The organism is Paenibacillus sp. FSL L8-0333, from assembly GCF_037965665.1.
Lineage (GTDB): Bacteria > Bacillota > Bacilli > Paenibacillales > Paenibacillaceae > Paenibacillus_AQ > Paenibacillus_AQ odorifer.
In genome coordinates this window covers 6,542,381-6,556,393 of sequence record NZ_CP150186.1, presented here as the reverse complement: position 1 = coordinate 6,556,393, position 14,013 = coordinate 6,542,381, and the positions used below count along the sequence as shown (strand labels likewise).

13 protein-coding genes are annotated in these 14,013 nt (G+C 47.5%); 9 read left to right on the top strand and 4 right to left on the bottom strand.

Translation table 11 applies throughout. The features are described from left to right. Positions 1 to 73: 73 nt before the first annotated feature. Entirely contained in the window at positions 74 to 1,054 is a 981-nt protein-coding gene (locus NYE72_RS29215; RefSeq protein ID WP_076105062.1) for an alpha/beta hydrolase, read from the top strand. Between the two features lie 66 nt (positions 1,055 to 1,120). On the opposite strand, the gene NYE72_RS29210 is transcribed toward NYE72_RS29215, so the two are convergent. The 3 genes from NYE72_RS29210 to NYE72_RS29200 all read right to left on the bottom strand — a co-directional run bounded on the left by NYE72_RS29210 (position 1,121) and on the right by NYE72_RS29200 (position 3,647). Then, positions 1,121 to 1,942, bottom strand: coding sequence for a class I SAM-dependent methyltransferase (locus tag NYE72_RS29210; RefSeq protein WP_076105061.1), 822 nt, complete (start codon positions 1,940 to 1,942; stop codon positions 1,121 to 1,123). Positions 1,943 to 2,100: 158 nt separating this feature from the next. Next, the gene (locus NYE72_RS29205) at positions 2,101 to 2,952 is read right to left on the bottom strand and encodes a 1,4-dihydroxy-6-naphthoate synthase (protein WP_038573726.1); all 852 of its coding nucleotides are present in this window, start codon (positions 2,950 to 2,952) and stop codon (positions 2,101 to 2,103) included. Next, on the bottom strand, positions 2,952 to 3,647 hold the full coding sequence (locus NYE72_RS29200; RefSeq protein ID WP_081388016.1) for a futalosine hydrolase: 696 nt from the start codon (positions 3,645 to 3,647) through the stop codon (positions 2,952 to 2,954). The genes NYE72_RS29205 and NYE72_RS29200 overlap by 1 nt, the downstream gene beginning before the upstream one ends. Positions 3,648 to 3,927: 280 nt before the next feature. On the opposite strand from NYE72_RS29200, the gene NYE72_RS29195 reads away from it, so the two are divergent. From NYE72_RS29195 to mprF, 8 genes are all read left to right on the top strand, one after another. Continuing rightward, positions 3,928 to 4,398, top strand: coding sequence for a MarR family transcriptional regulator (locus tag NYE72_RS29195; protein ID WP_036682080.1), 471 nt, complete (start codon positions 3,928 to 3,930; stop codon positions 4,396 to 4,398). A 196-nt stretch (positions 4,399 to 4,594) separates the two neighbouring features. Beyond that, complete coding sequence (locus NYE72_RS29190) at positions 4,595 to 5,443, top strand: neutral zinc metallopeptidase (RefSeq protein WP_038573724.1); 849 nt, start codon at positions 4,595 to 4,597, stop codon at positions 5,441 to 5,443. A gap of 115 nt (positions 5,444 to 5,558) precedes the next feature. Next, positions 5,559 to 5,960, top strand: a complete 402-nt coding sequence (locus NYE72_RS29185) for a DoxX family protein (protein WP_036682076.1) — start codon at positions 5,559 to 5,561, stop codon at positions 5,958 to 5,960. A 17-nt stretch (positions 5,961 to 5,977) separates the two neighbouring features. Further along, positions 5,978 to 6,928 (top strand): ring-cleaving dioxygenase, encoded by a 951-nt coding sequence (locus tag NYE72_RS29180; RefSeq protein ID WP_038573722.1) that lies wholly within the window; start codon positions 5,978 to 5,980, stop codon positions 6,926 to 6,928. Then, complete coding sequence (locus NYE72_RS29175) at positions 6,925 to 7,545, top strand: alpha/beta hydrolase (protein WP_036682072.1); 621 nt, start codon at positions 6,925 to 6,927, stop codon at positions 7,543 to 7,545. The genes NYE72_RS29180 and NYE72_RS29175 overlap by 4 nt, the downstream gene beginning before the upstream one ends. A 164-nt stretch (positions 7,546 to 7,709) precedes the next feature. Next, entirely contained in the window at positions 7,710 to 8,933 is a 1,224-nt protein-coding gene (locus NYE72_RS29170) for a multidrug effflux MFS transporter (RefSeq protein WP_036682442.1), read from the top strand. A 115-nt stretch (positions 8,934 to 9,048) separates the two neighbouring features. Next, a complete protein-coding gene (locus NYE72_RS29165; protein ID WP_036682071.1) occupies positions 9,049 to 9,399 on the top strand; it encodes a FlxA-like family protein in 351 nt (116 codons plus the stop codon). A gap of 367 nt (positions 9,400 to 9,766) precedes the next feature. Further along, on the top strand, positions 9,767 to 12,433 hold the full coding sequence (mprF, locus tag NYE72_RS29160; RefSeq protein WP_038573719.1) for a bifunctional lysylphosphatidylglycerol flippase/synthetase MprF: 2,667 nt from the start codon (positions 9,767 to 9,769) through the stop codon (positions 12,431 to 12,433). 56 nt (positions 12,434 to 12,489) lie between these two features. Here the strand turns inward: mprF and NYE72_RS29155 are convergent, their stop codons facing one another. Further along, on the bottom strand, positions 12,490 to 13,962 hold the full coding sequence (locus NYE72_RS29155; RefSeq protein ID WP_036682065.1) for an alpha-amylase: 1,473 nt from the start codon (positions 13,960 to 13,962) through the stop codon (positions 12,490 to 12,492). Between the last annotated feature and the right edge of the window lie 51 nt (positions 13,963 to 14,013).

Genomic DNA, 14,013 nt, shown 5'->3' with positions numbered 1-14,013 from the left:
TTGTTAGTTATGATCTCATTAGCGAAACATTAAGAGAGCTTAATAAACAGATTAAAGACAGGAGAAGATGAGGGTGACACAACAAGCGGACAAAAAAACGGGGAATGGACAGAAAAAACATAAACTGCGTAACCTGTTGCTCAAAATACTAGGAGCAATAGTGATCGTGGTCGTACTTTTTCTAGCCGTTGTCTATACAGTTAATGTGATCAGCAACAAAACAGATCAGAAAAAAATACAGCACTATGGTCAGTTAGTCCCTGTTGACGGGAAAAATATGAATGTTTTGATTCAAGGAGAAGGTAAACAGACGATCGTGCTCATACCAGGCTTTGGAACAGGAGCACCAGCACTTGATTTTAAGCCGTTGATTGATGAGTTATCACCATTCTACAAAGTGGTGGCGGTTGAACCGTTTGGGTATGGACTCAGTGATGAAACGAAAAAAGAACGAACCACAGAGAATATCGTTAGTGAAATTCATGAAGCCGTTCAGAATCTTAACATTGACCAATACATTCTAATGGGCCACTCGATTGGAGGTATTTATGGATTGGAATATGCGAAGAAATATCCAAACGAAGTGAGTGCTTTTGTGGGTATTGATAGTAGTGTTCCGGAGCAAGGCGGTATGGATGTTAAATTCCCAATTAAAAAATTAAAGCTGCTTAAAGATTCAGGGATTATAAGATTGGGCTTGCAATTAAGCGGTGACCCTTATGATGGACTGCCATTTGATGATGAAACCAAAAAACAAATGAAATTGATTTCGCTTAAAAATATGAACAATTCCACTACCTTAAATGAAATGGAACATATTTATCCTAACTTTGTTGCCTCCAGAGGCTTAAAATTCGACAAGAATCTTCCCATTATCTTCTTTATACAAGCAAATAATACTACTGTGAAAGACTGGATCCCTCTGCATGAAGGGCAAGTCAAGGATTCTGTGCATGGAAAAGTAATGACATTTGAAGGCGGACATTACTTACATCATTCAAAATCCAAAGAAATCGTGGAGAACCTAAGGGTATTCATGGAAGAAGTTAAATAAAAAGAAGAAAACGCTCCGAACTCCTCATATGAGGGGGCGGGGCGTTTTTTTGGTTGCGATCGAAGATTATTTGATGCCGATTCTCATTCGGTAGCTGATCAGAACCTCTAATGTTCTGCCTTTAAAATGCTGTTCAACTGCGGCGGTGTAATCGGCGATGTCTTGTTCAAGCAAGGTGGCGTCTAGCTTCATTACGGTTTGCACTCCCCCTTGACTTAGGGTTAAACCGATATATCGCTGGGCATCGCAGGACTCTAGGTTGTGGAATACGATTTCTCTGGCAAAAGAGAAGGCCCCACTAGCTTTGATCCGTGACAAATGGCCTTCTTTGTCCCATTTATGTGCTCTCTCCTCATTAGGTAAGAGCGAGGCCAGTAATTCTTCTGTTTTGGAGATTAGCTGGTTGTATCGTTCTTCTACATTTTGCTGAAGAGATAAAGGCCAATCGCAATCGTAGGCGGCAAAGACACCGCCTTTTTTTAAGACCCGGGAGATTTCTTGCAGTGTACTCTCAGGGTCCATCCAGTGGAATGATTGTGAGCAGGTAACTATGTCTACACTATCTGATGCAAGCGGAAGCTGGTTAGAGTAGCCTTGTACAAAAGTAATTGATTGGGGTTCTTCTAATCTGCTAAGTTTATCGATTGCTTTTCCCAACATATCTGGATTGGGTTCGATACCGATTACGCGGTCTGCGACATCGTTCCAGAGAAAAGTAGACAAACCCGTACCGCAGCCTATATCTGCGACGAGTGAAGGGGTGGTACCCAAGTAATCTGTTAGCAATTTGATAATCATCACAGGGGCTTCGGGACGGTAGCGGTCATATTCATCTTGAAACCCCAGAAAGCGGTCGATATTTTGTTTGCTGTTTTTTTCAGGTATCATGTGATCCTCCCTCATAGATCATGTTTATAGGTCTATTGTATAATCACTGGTTCGATAAGCCAAATAATGGCTGGCTGGGAATGTTACGTAGAATAAATAAAATCCCCGGAGAACACCTTTTAGGTGTAGCCGGGGATTGTTAAACTATCTAGTAAATGTTAACGAAGCAGTGCTGGATCAATTGCAGGCACAAGTCCTTCTGCCGCAGCACGATCAAGCAGGGCAGAGATTGCGGCATAGCCGTCATCACCCAGATTCATCGAGAAGTCATTCACGTAGAGATCGATGTGGGATTTAGCCACTTCAGGAGCCAACTCTTGAGCATGGCTAAGCACATAGTCTCTGGAATCCGTTGGATGATCCCACGCATACTGAAGAGAGCTGCGAATCCAGCCGGTGATAGCATCGGCATCTAAATCACGGCGGGCAATGATAGCGCCGAGAGGAATGGGCAGTCCGGTATCGCTTTCCCACCAGCTGCCTAAATCAGTCAGCATATTAAGACCATACGAGGCGTAAGTGAAGCGGGCTTCGTGAATTACCAGCCCCGCATCGATATGGCCATCCCGTACGGCAGGCATAATCTCATCGAAAGGCATTACGACTATTTCGCCGATGCCTCCAGTTACATTTTGTGCTGCCCATAATCGGAAAAGCAAATAAGCCGTAGAGCGTTCGCTAGGCACAGCAATCCGGCGTCCGGCTAGCTTTTCTGGGCGTTTGATCGCATGGGGTCCACTTGCTGTGAGCAGCAGCGGGCCGCAGCCGCGACCTAAAGCGCCGCCGCATGGCAGCAGTTTGTACCGCTCCAGAACCCAAGGCAGCGCAGCGTAGGAGATTTTGAGGACTTCTGGTCCTTCTCCGTCAGCGGCCAGCGTATTGGTAATATCAATGTCGGCATAGGTTACATTCAGCCTAGGTGCATTCGGGACAAGCCCGTGCGCCCAGGCATGAAATACAAAGGTATCGTTAGGGCAAGGGGAAAAAGCGATATTAAGCTCAGTTGTCATTACAGCACCTCCAGTAATATAGCGGCTGCCGCCGTTAATGCTTCCATTGCATCACCGATCTTCCATGCGGCCCGGTCGCGGGGACCGACCGGGTTCGAGATGGCGCGGAGCTCCAGTACCGGGAGCCCCAGCGCCTGGGCGGCCACGGCGACTCCGTGGCCCTCCATCGCTTCCGCGACGGCATGGGGATGCCGCGCGAGATGGGCGGCGGCCGTCTCCGCGGTGCCGGTCGCCGTCGAGACCGTAAGCACGGTGCCCGTGCTTACGGGTAACCCGGCCGCTGTCAGCGCGGCCGAAATCGCTTGCACCGTGCCGCGGTCAGCCGGCACGGACACACTGCCGAAGCCGAGCTCGGCAGTGCTGCGGAAGCCCTCCGGCGTCTCGGCCCCGAGGTCGGCGGCAATCATCTCGCTGGCTACAACCAGCGAGCCTAAAGGTGCCAGCCCCGGGAATCCGCCGCCGATCCCGACGCTCAATACGCAGCCGTAAGAACCGGCTGCGAGTGCCGCAGCGGTTCCCGCCGCCGCCGCTGCCGGCCCTGCGCCGGCAGCGATAACATGGAACCTGTCGCTGCCTTGCAGGCCGCGCAGGACCGCGTCACGCTCCGCGTCTACGGCTGTCACGATCAGCACGCGTCGTGCTCCAGCCTGCCCTTCCATAGCTTCTTCGGTAGGGGTTGGATTGAACGAACTCATCAGGTCGCCTCCTTTAGGGTATTGAAATCGCTTACTAAAGAGTCATTCGTAAAGACAAGAATACGCCCTTTTATAGGTCAGGTCAAACTTGGGGTGATTTTTATCACTCCCTGTAAAGTGTCAAAGGAAACTTACCGGTCTCTAGACGGAAGTGACTTTTTTAGCGATGAGGTTGACAAGGAGGATGGGAAGTCGTATAGTTATCTTAACTTAAAGATATTTAATGTAAAGACAAATAAATGGATTGAATACAAGTTTGATTGAAGTGGAGGTGGAATTGATGAGTGATAAACAAGTAAATCTGCGTAATACAGAGAGTGCACCTGACGAAGAACAAGCCGCCTCACTGAAATTGTTCGTAGTCTTATCTAAGGCTTATAAGAGCCTAATGGATCATGCGGTGAAGGATATGAAGAGTTATGGCTTGGCTTCGGCTGAATTCATGGTGCTTGAAGTACTTTACCATAGAACGCGGATTCCGCTGCAACAGATCGGGGAGAAAATTCTCGTTACGAGCGGAAGCATTACCTATAATATCGACAAGTTGGAGAAAAAGGGACTGCTGAAACGTGTACCCTGTAGCGAGGATCGCCGCGTTACTTATGCGGAGATTACGGATGCAGGCCGTGAACTGTTTGATGAGATTTTCCCTCGTCATGTAGCCTCAATTCATGATTTGATGGGTGGATTAGATAAGGAAGAGAAAGTCCAGGCTATCGAATTAATGAAAAAGCTTGGCAAAGGTGTGTAGGCGCTGCGAACATGACGAATAACTAGGCGCCTCTATAAGGTTGGAAGTAGTTCGGCTCCATCCTCATTCTCCCAACTCCAGTAAGTATAAGTGAAACCCTGCTTTTTTGGGTATATCACTAATAAGATATTTAACTTAACGAAGCCAGGTAGCCATTTACTTAAGATTACCTGATATTTCGACTGGGGGCTTGGCCATGAAATGGCAGGGAAGAAGAGGGAGTTCGAACGTGGAGGACCGCAGAGGCATGAGCGGCGGCGGCAAGATGATTGGTGGCGGGATCGGAGGAATTATCCTTGTCCTGGTCATCACGTTACTCAGTGGAGGCAATGCCGGGGATATCCTGGGAAGTTTGACTTCCACAGGCTCCAGTTCAACGGCCCCTTATGAACAGACCGCAGAGGAGCAAGAGCTTGCGGAGTTTGTATCGGTAGTTCTTGCCGACACAGAGGAGGTTTGGGGTGAGATTTTTCAGCAGCAGGGAATGACCTATACGGACCCCACCTTAGTGCTATACAGTGGGAGTGTAGACTCTGCTTGCGGAACAGCGACCTCGGCAGTCGGTCCGTTCTACTGTCCGGGTGACGCCAAACTATATATTGATCTGAGCTTTTATGATGAGTTGCAGCAACGCTTCCATGCGCCGGGCGACTTCGCCATGGCTTATGTTATTGCCCATGAGGTTGGACATCATGTACAGACATTACTAGGCACCTCGAAACAGCTCGATTCCCTTCGTCAGACGTTGAGTGAGAAGGAGTACAACAAATATCAGGTTCGTTTTGAGCTGCAGGCTGATTATTTCGCCGGTGTCTGGGCCAATCATGCTCAGGGTATGAATCTGCTGGAGGAAGGCGACTTAGAGGAAGCTCTGGCAGCTGCAAGCGCCGTCGGCGATGATACGATTCAGAAGCAGGCTCAGGGCTATGCAGTGCCGGATAGTTTCACTCACGGTACCTCAGAGCAGAGAAAGCGCTGGTTCTACAAAGGTTTTAACTCGGGTACGATTAAGGGCGGCGATACGTTTAACGCCTCCGAGTTGTAGATAGAAGAGGGAAGAGGAGAGCAGCCCATAGGTTATTCCGGTTCGCCGGGCGCTCTTTTTTACCCAATATCTTAACATTAAGATAATTAAATCAAAGGAATAGGGGAATGTAAAAATGATAAGTGTAGGACTGTTATTAATGAGATTGGTGATTGGACTTGCGTTTATAGGACATGGTGCACAAAAGCTATTTGGATGGTTCGGAGGTTACGGTCCGAAGGGTACGGGAGGCTGGATGGAGTCCATCGGAATCAAACCGGGTGTGACTATGGCGATTTTAGCAGGGATTATGGAGCTGGTGGGCGGATTTATGTTCGCGGCAGGACTGTTAACGCCTGTTGCAGCGGTGTTGATCGCTGCCACGATGCTGGGGGCAATCGTTAAGGTTCATGCTCCAAATGGTTTCTGGTCCACTTCGAACGGGATTGAGTTTCCGCTCACGGTTCTGGTATTTGCGGTAGGTGTGGCGCTTACGGGACCAGGTTCGATTTCTCTAGATGCATTGTTTTTTAACTAAGAAGGGAGTTTATAATAATGACACTTCAAACTGCAGGAATACACCATATTACAGCTTTTGTCGGAGACGCTCAGCGCAATGTTGATTTCTACGCCGGGATTCTGGGCCTACGGCTCGTGAAAAAAACGATTAATTTTGATGCTCCAGAGGTCTATCATTTATACTTTGGGAATGAGCAGGGTGCTCCGGGAACGATTATTACATTTTTCCCTTCACCTGTAGGGCGTAGAGGCAGAATCGGCAGTGGTCAAGTTGGCGTAACGATCTACGCAGTGCCGGTTGGTGCTCTGCAATTCTGGGAACAACGCCTTGCTGAATACGGAATTTCGGTTACAAAAGGAAGTCGGATCTCGGAACCCTATTTAGCTTTTGCCGATTACGACGGTCTGCGGATTGAACTGGTGGAACGTGAGGAAGGCCCGCTCAGTAAGTGGTCCTTTGGTGGGATTCCTACTAAATACGCGATCAAAGGTTTTGGCGGGGCTGTGCTGTATAGCAGCAATCCGTTGCAAACAGCTGAGACACTTGTTCATACGCTGGGTATGGAACATATTGCTGACGGAGATGGATATACTCGCTATAGAACCAATGGGGAGCTAGGTAATATTATTGATTTGAAGACATCACCCGTTCCGCTCGGAGCGGGAGGTGCAGGGACAGTTCATCACATCGCGTGGCGGGCAAAGGATGATGCAGAGCAACTGGAATGGTCGCGCCATGTACAGAGTCATGGGCATAGACCTACACCCGTTCAAGACCGTCAGTATTTTAATGCGATCTATTTCCGTGAAAGAGGAGGAATCCTGTTCGAGATCGCTACAGATCCTCCGGGTTTTGCCCGTGATGAAGCCCCAGATGCGTTGGGTGAAAAGTTGATGCTGCCGTCCTGGTTTGAGCCGCATCGCGCGGCCATCGAAGAAAACTTAACGCCTATTCAAGTAAGAGAAATTGAGGTGAAGCAGGGATGATTCATGTATTCCGTAAAGGTAAAGATATAACTAAACCTACGTTAGTGTTGTTTCATGGTACAGGTGGTAATGAGCAGGATTTGCTGCCGCTGGCTGAGATGTTATCCCCAGATTCATCGGTGCTAGGTATACGGGGCAATGTGCTGGAGAATGGCATGCCACGATTCTTCCGTCGGCTGGCAGAAGGAGTGTTCGATGAAGCGGACTTAGTTTTCCGTACCCATGAGATTAAGAAATTTCTGGATGAAGCGTCAGAAAAATACGGGTTTGATGCCAACAATCTGGTAGCGGTTGGTTACTCTAACGGTGCAAACATTGCTGGTAGCCTTTTGTTTCATTATAAGGACATTTTCCGCGCGGCAGTGCTGTTGCATCCGATGGTGCCATTACGCAATGTGGAGCTTCCTTCTCTTGAAGGGGTGTCTATCTTTATTGGGGCAGGTACGAATGATCCGCTAATAACATCTACGGAAACTCAGGAGCTAGAGGGGATTCTGCAGAAAGCAGGCGCTGAGGTTACAACCCATTGGGGCAACCAAGGTCACCGCTTGAGTATGGCGGAAGCCGAAGCCGCCAAAGATTGGCTACAGGGGTTTAGTACATCTCAAAATGAATAAAACAATTAGGATAACCGCCTTTTGGCGGTTATTTTTAAGTTATTAGCCCCGAATGAGGTCTTATAAAAGGATTGATCATTTGAGTTCCTTTACGTTAGTATGAAGAATACAAAAAAAGGCCCCCGGGTTGCTTTAGAAAGGTTGACGTAAGGATCATGATTGGAATGCAAAATGCTAATAAACTTGCTGTAGATGGACCCTCTAGGAAGCAGAGATTGCAACTTGCTGTTATTCTGGGCTCCATTACAACCATTGGGCCGTTATCGATTGATATGTATTTGCCGGCGCTGCCTACACTTGTCGACGATTTCGGTACGACGGCTGCTTTGGTGCAGCTAAGTCTCACCTTCTTTTTATTGGGACTGGCCTCAGGTCAGTTAGTAGCTGGACCACTGAGTGATGTATATGGACGTCGCCGTCCACTGCTTATAGGGATGTTCATCTATGCCGTTTCCTCAGTGCTATGTGCTTTTAGTCCTTCGATTGGACTTTTAATTGTTTTGCGGTTTATTCAAGGTCTTGCTGGTTCAGTGGGTGTAGTTGTCTCTAGGGCGGCTGTGCGTGATCTGTATAGTGGCTCTGAACTAACGAAATTTTTCTCTTTATTGATGATTGTTAATGGTCTGGGTCCGATTTTGGCTCCAGTCATTGGAGGACAGCTCTTAAGAGTGACTACATGGCAGGGGATATTCCTCGTATTATTTGCTGCCGGAATTATCTTCTGCTTGACGATTCTCCTGCGCTTGCCTGAGACATTGCCGAAGGAGCGGCGCTCCAAGAGCGGGTTGAAGGGTACTCTGCTTACCTTTAAGGTGTTACTTGGCAACCGCAAGTTTATGGGTTATGCCTTGTCCCAAGGTTTTGTTACAGCGTCTATGTTCGCTTATATCTCAGGGTCATCTTTTGTTTTGCAAAATATTTTTGCGGTTACTCCGCAGGTATACAGTTTGATCTTTGCTGTGAACGGGATTGGGATTATTATTACAGGTCAAATCGCCGGCAGACTAGCTGGTAAGGTGAGTGAGACGAAGCTACTGCTTAGCGGGTTGCTGCTCTGTACAACGGGGGGCGTCTTGCTGCTGCTTACGATCCTGGTAGGGGGAGGGCTGATCCCTATTCTAATCTGTCTGTTCGCCGTTGTCTCCAGTGTGGGGATTGTCGGAGCAACCAGCTTCTCACTTGCAATGCAGGACCAAGGAGAAGCCGCAGGCAGTGCTTCGGCTTTAATCGGACTGTTACCGTTGCTGCTTGGTAGCTGTGTAGCACCGCTTGTGGGCCTTGGGGGCGTAGACTCAGCACTTCCGATGGCGATTGTGATTGCCTGTACGGGTGTTCTCTCTATTCTGTCTTATTTTCTGTTGGTCAGACGGGGAAACACCAATTCCTAACAGCTTATCCTTATAACCTTGAAAGTGAGCAAAACTTTCAGCAAACTTTCAGCGGGTTTTAACGTTCCTTATCTGCAAAAGGATTATATTGGAGGTAAGGAAGGGAGGGATGATTATGAGTATATCCGCAGTCTCAGGTTCTACATCGTATACCACCTCGACGTCTAGTGCTACAGATACCAGCGCGCTCGAGAAACAAAAAGCGAAGCTGGAAGCCGAATTGGACAAGATTGATGCCAGCTCGGATGACGCGAAGACCAAAGAAACGAAAACGAAACAAATTGAGCAGCAGATCAAGCAAATCGAGGCACAAATTTCCCAGAAGTCGCAGAGCAGTGCTTCCGCAGCAAGCAGTAGTGCAGAAGCACCTGCCAAACCTGCAAACAACGCGCTTGCTGCGGCAAGCCCGCAAGAGATCGCTACCGCAACAACGAATAGCCAAGGCAGATTTGATATTCGTGTATAAACCATACTAAGTCGTGTTACATAACAAAAAGGGCATCCTTTGCCGTGAGGGATGTCCTTTTTGTTATGTATTTTTAAGTTTAGACTACAATTTAAATGTTCTTTTATCACATTGTTGGCCAATACTAGAAAGATACCGCTAAAATAAAGTTCCGTCATATTGATCTGTCCAGCTTCGTAATATATTAACTATGCTTATCCTCATTTCCCAAAAAATCTTTAACTGTTGCAGGGGTTAGGGATTTGCTGGCAGTCTAATAGAGTAGGTGTTGATTATCACGGGTCTTCTATTCCAAGAATTGCTATAATGGACTAGTTGTAAAAATTGTCTAGCACAACGTGTGTCAGCGGTAAAGGCAGGTGGGCTCATGCATTCAAAGCAACAGACATTAGAAAGATTCAAAATTGTAAGACTGATCTTATCTATCTATCGGATCCGGGCGGTCAGAGCCCTTTTTCCAGTGGCTATCATAGCGTTCGTATACTGGGAGGGACAACATGAGCTGAAGCAGGTTCATTTAGGACTTATAATGCGTGAACTAAGGCGAGTACCTACGTCTGCTATTTTGCAAATGATTGGTTTTGCACTTCTTTCCGTAGCTGTGATGAGTGCTTATGATTATTTGATTCGGGCACATTTTCGTTTAAAAGTAGGGCTGTGGAGTACCTTTCGGTATGCATGGATTGCTAATACATTTAATAACTTGATTGGGTTTGCGGGTCTGGCTGGAGTTGGTTTAAGGACGCTGCTGTATAAAAAAAGCGGGGTGCCGACCTCCGTGCTAACACCCGCCATTGTATTTCTGTCGCCGCTTATGATTACCGGGTTATCGCTACTTTCGTGGGCGAATATCTTTGGTTTACTCCCGGCAACGGCTTTGATGGAAGAACATCGCTGGCTGGTGTTTGCAGTATGGGGAATGGCGCTTTATTTGCCGGTTTTTGTGTTTGTACAGCGCTCATCGCTTTATGCGAAATGGATTAACCGGGGAAAAGGTAGAACACCATGGCTTACAGTCGTTAATTCCGTCGGTGCTTCCTTTCTGGAATGGAGCTTTGCTGGCGTGACGTTTTGGACCATCAGCAGCCATCTCTTGGATGAGGTCCATTTTATAGCTATCTTTGGTATATTTACGATTGCTGCCATTGCCGGCATCTTGAGTATGGCACCCGGCGGTATCGGTGCATTTGACCTTATTGCCTTGCTCGGGCTGACACAGCTTGGCTACCAGACCGATAAGGCGATGGCGGTGCTTGTCATCTTTCGATTGTTTTATTATGTCATTCCTTGGTTGATCGGATTGGTGCTGGCTGCACTGGAAATTGGCCTGCAAGGAAAAAAGGATCAAGATCGTTCAGTTCCAGGGTTCGAACCCTCTCTTAACAAATGGCAGAAGATCTGGGGCTGGCCGGGTCAGTATACCTTTCTGAGCGATCTTGGGATGTGGGCTCTTGGCAAGCTGGTACTAGCTAGCGGGCTTATTCTCTTACTATCTGCAGCAGTACCCGGATTGCTGTATAGGTTGAAGATTACGGAGGAAATATTGCCGTTTCCGGTAATGCAGCTATCTCATCATCTGTCAGTACTTATTGGTTTTATGCTGATTTTATTGTCGCGGGGCATTACATTGCGGGTTCATAGTGCATATGTATGGACTAGCGTACTTCTGTTTATTGGATCGTTGTTTGCAGTCACTAAGGGTTTTGATTATGAAGAGGCGCTTTTGTTACTTATAGTAGCGCTTATTCTTTGGATTTCCAGATCGCGGTTTTATCGGATTAGTGCGCCAATCAGCAGACAGAGCGCGATCTGGTGGTTTGCCCTCACCTCAGTAATTGCACTAAGCTACTATCTGATGGGCTGTTATGTACATCGTGGATTTCTGAAGCATCTGCCTCCGGGTGTACAGCCTGAATGGTTGCAGCGGTATAGTCATGTTGCATTTACGGCAGTGGGAGGATTGGTCTTGTCTTGGGTACTGCTCATAATGTGGGTAAACCTCAGGCCCCATCATAAGGAGAACGAGCTGTTCGGGACCTTGGATGTAGCTAAACTGAAACATTTTCTAGATGGAGTTCAAGGCAATACCTTAACGCATACGTTATTTTTGGGTGATAAGGGCTTCTTCTGGGCTCAGAACGATAAAGTGCTGCTCGCTTTCGCCAGAGTTAGGGATAAGCTCGTTGTGCTGGGTGATCCGCTGGGAGAGAGAAGCTTAATAAATGAAGCCATCAGTGAATTTAGACAAGCTGCAGATCAGTATGGTCTGGTTGTAGTTTTCTATCAAGCTTCACCTGCTTTTTTATCGGTCTATCAGGAGCAGGGCTATCGCTTTTTTAAGCTGGGTGAAGAGGCAGTGATAAGCCTTGATAACATTGCACTCAGTGGTCTGAAGAAAGGTGATCTGCAAAGTGTAAGCGATCGTTTTGAACGGGAAGGCATGTTTGTTGAAATTACAGAAGCGCCGCTTGCTGATAGTTTGCTGAGAGAACTGCGAGCGATTTCGGACGAGTGGTTGAATGGCCGAGCGGAAAAGGGTTATTCGTTAGGCTGGTTTAAGGTCGACTATCTGCAACTGGCTCCCATTGCGGTGCTGCGGAACGCCAAAGGTACAATACTGGCATTTGCTTCTATTGCCCCGGGGTATGATCAAGGATTGACTCTGTCTGTAGATTTGTTGCGCCAGCGGAAGAATGTCCCAAACGGGACGGTAGATTATTTATTGGTTTGTATGTTGGAATGGGCGAAGTCCAAGGGGTATCGGCGATTTAATCTAGGCAACACTCCTCTATCATCCAGTGGGGGGCAGGACCCCGGAGCTCTGAAGGAGGAGAAGCTGGCTCATCAAGTGTTTAATAGAGGTGGGCATGGGCATGGTTACGGTTTTGCCAGATTGCGTCGTTACAAGGAAAAGTTCAATCCAGAGTGGGAGCCGCGTTACTTGGCTTATCCAGCGTCCCTAACATTACCCGTCTTAACGCTGGATCTGGTGAGGCTTGTATCCCGACATCCGGAGCATAAAGCGAATAACTAAAAAAGGTGCCCAACGCCAAACGGCGTTGGGCACCTTTTTAATCAGGTACAAGTGATTTACTTCTTGTCAGCTTCTGCATCCGGCAGAGCCCAGACGGAGACGCTGCCGCCATTGACCGGGAAGGTCGCCCAACCATCTTTTTCAATGGTTATGGTGGCTTTATGGTTATGGGTGAAATCCACCCATGCTTCACCGGCGCGATGTTCTCCTACGAACATTCTCTTCTGGCCATTCTCACCATTACTGATCACAACCGCACAACCGGAGTGTTCAATATCCTCCACGCCGAGCCGTGTCCAGCCAATCGTGTTAGGATGATCGAAATAATCCTTCTGTTCACCATAAGCTTTGTGATAGCGGGTATACAGCAGAGGGTCAATCGCATCTTTTTTACCTGCTACAGGTGTTGGTCCTTCGATCCCATAATAATCCCCGTAAAAGACCACAGGATATCCATCCCGTCGCAGCAGGATAAGCGCGTAAGCACTTTGCTTGAACCAATCATCTACCCAGGATTCCAGGGCTTCGTGAGGCTGAGAATCATGATTGTCAACGAAGGTTACAGCATTGGTGGGATGGGTCTGCACCAGTGTGTCATCAAGAATTTTAGTCAGATCATAGTTTCTGCCCTCCAAAGAAGCTGAATGCAGCTTGTAGTGAAGGGATACATCGAAGAGGTCAATTTTATAATCGACGGTATTCAGAAATTGTCGGCAGGACTCTAAGTCGGAATTCCAGAATTCACCGACGATATAGAAGTCCTTCTCGCATTTATTAAACATCTCTACCGCGAATTCTTTAACAAACTCATGGTTGATATGTTTGATGGCGTCCAAGCGGAAGCCGCTGCAGTGGAGGGTGTCCACCAGCCATTTTCCCCATTGGATCATTTCTTTTTTGACTTCGGGATGGCTGTAATCAATATTAGCGAACATTAGATAATCATAGTTTCCGAACTCGTCGTCAACATTCTGATTCCACGCTTTATTCTCGCCTACTATACGGAATACGCCGGTTCGCTCTTCTTTGGCGTCAAAGTCAGTGCCGTTAAAATGATTGTGATTCCACTTAAAGGCAGAGTGTTCATTTCCGCGGCCAGGGAAGGTGAATTTTGTCCAGCCCTCAATCTCGAAAGGTTTCGAAATTTCTTTCATCCGATCATTGGGGTCGACCTCGATGACTTGGAATACTTCCTTTTCATCCGCGCCTGCCTTATGATTCATGACCAAATCAACGTAAACGGCGATGCCATTCTTTTGACATTCCGAAATTGCGTTGATCAGTGCTTGTTTGGTGCCATATTTGGTGCGTACCGTACCTTTTTGGTCATATTCGCCCAGATCATATAGATCATACACGCCATAGCCTGTATCTTCTGCGGAGACGGCCTTTGTCACAGGAGGTACCCAAACAGAATCAATGCCTACGGCTTTTAGCGCGGGTGCAGTTTCTTTTAAGCGATCCCAGTGTTTCCCGTCCGCAGCAACATGCCATTCAAAAAACTGCATCATTGTATGGTTCCTCATTATTTCTTACGCCTCCATATCCCATCAAGCAAATTTTACTCTCAACACTCTGAT

Coding starts and splice junctions, on each gene's coding strand:
- NYE72_RS29185 (WP_036682076.1), top strand. CDS start 5,559: ATGATAAGTGTAGGACTGTTATTAATGAGATTGGTGATTGGACTTGCG.
- NYE72_RS29170 (WP_036682442.1), top strand. CDS start 7,710: ATGCAAAATGCTAATAAACTTGCTGTAGATGGACCCTCTAGGAAGCAG.
- NYE72_RS29210 (WP_076105061.1), bottom strand. CDS start 1,942: ATGATACCTGAAAAAAACAGCAAACAAAATATCGACCGCTTTCTGGGG.
- mprF (WP_038573719.1), top strand. CDS start 9,767: ATGCATTCAAAGCAACAGACATTAGAAAGATTCAAAATTGTAAGACTG.
- NYE72_RS29195 (WP_036682080.1), top strand. CDS start 3,928: ATGAGTGATAAACAAGTAAATCTGCGTAATACAGAGAGTGCACCTGAC.
- NYE72_RS29165 (WP_036682071.1), top strand. CDS start 9,049: ATGAGTATATCCGCAGTCTCAGGTTCTACATCGTATACCACCTCGACG.
- NYE72_RS29200 (WP_081388016.1), bottom strand. CDS start 3,647: ATGAGTTCGTTCAATCCAACCCCTACCGAAGAAGCTATGGAAGGGCAG.
- NYE72_RS29190 (WP_038573724.1), top strand. CDS start 4,595: ATGAAATGGCAGGGAAGAAGAGGGAGTTCGAACGTGGAGGACCGCAGA.
- NYE72_RS29175 (WP_036682072.1), top strand. CDS start 6,925: ATGATTCATGTATTCCGTAAAGGTAAAGATATAACTAAACCTACGTTA.
- NYE72_RS29180 (WP_038573722.1), top strand. CDS start 5,978: ATGACACTTCAAACTGCAGGAATACACCATATTACAGCTTTTGTCGGA.
- NYE72_RS29205 (WP_038573726.1), bottom strand. CDS start 2,952: ATGACAACTGAGCTTAATATCGCTTTTTCCCCTTGCCCTAACGATACC.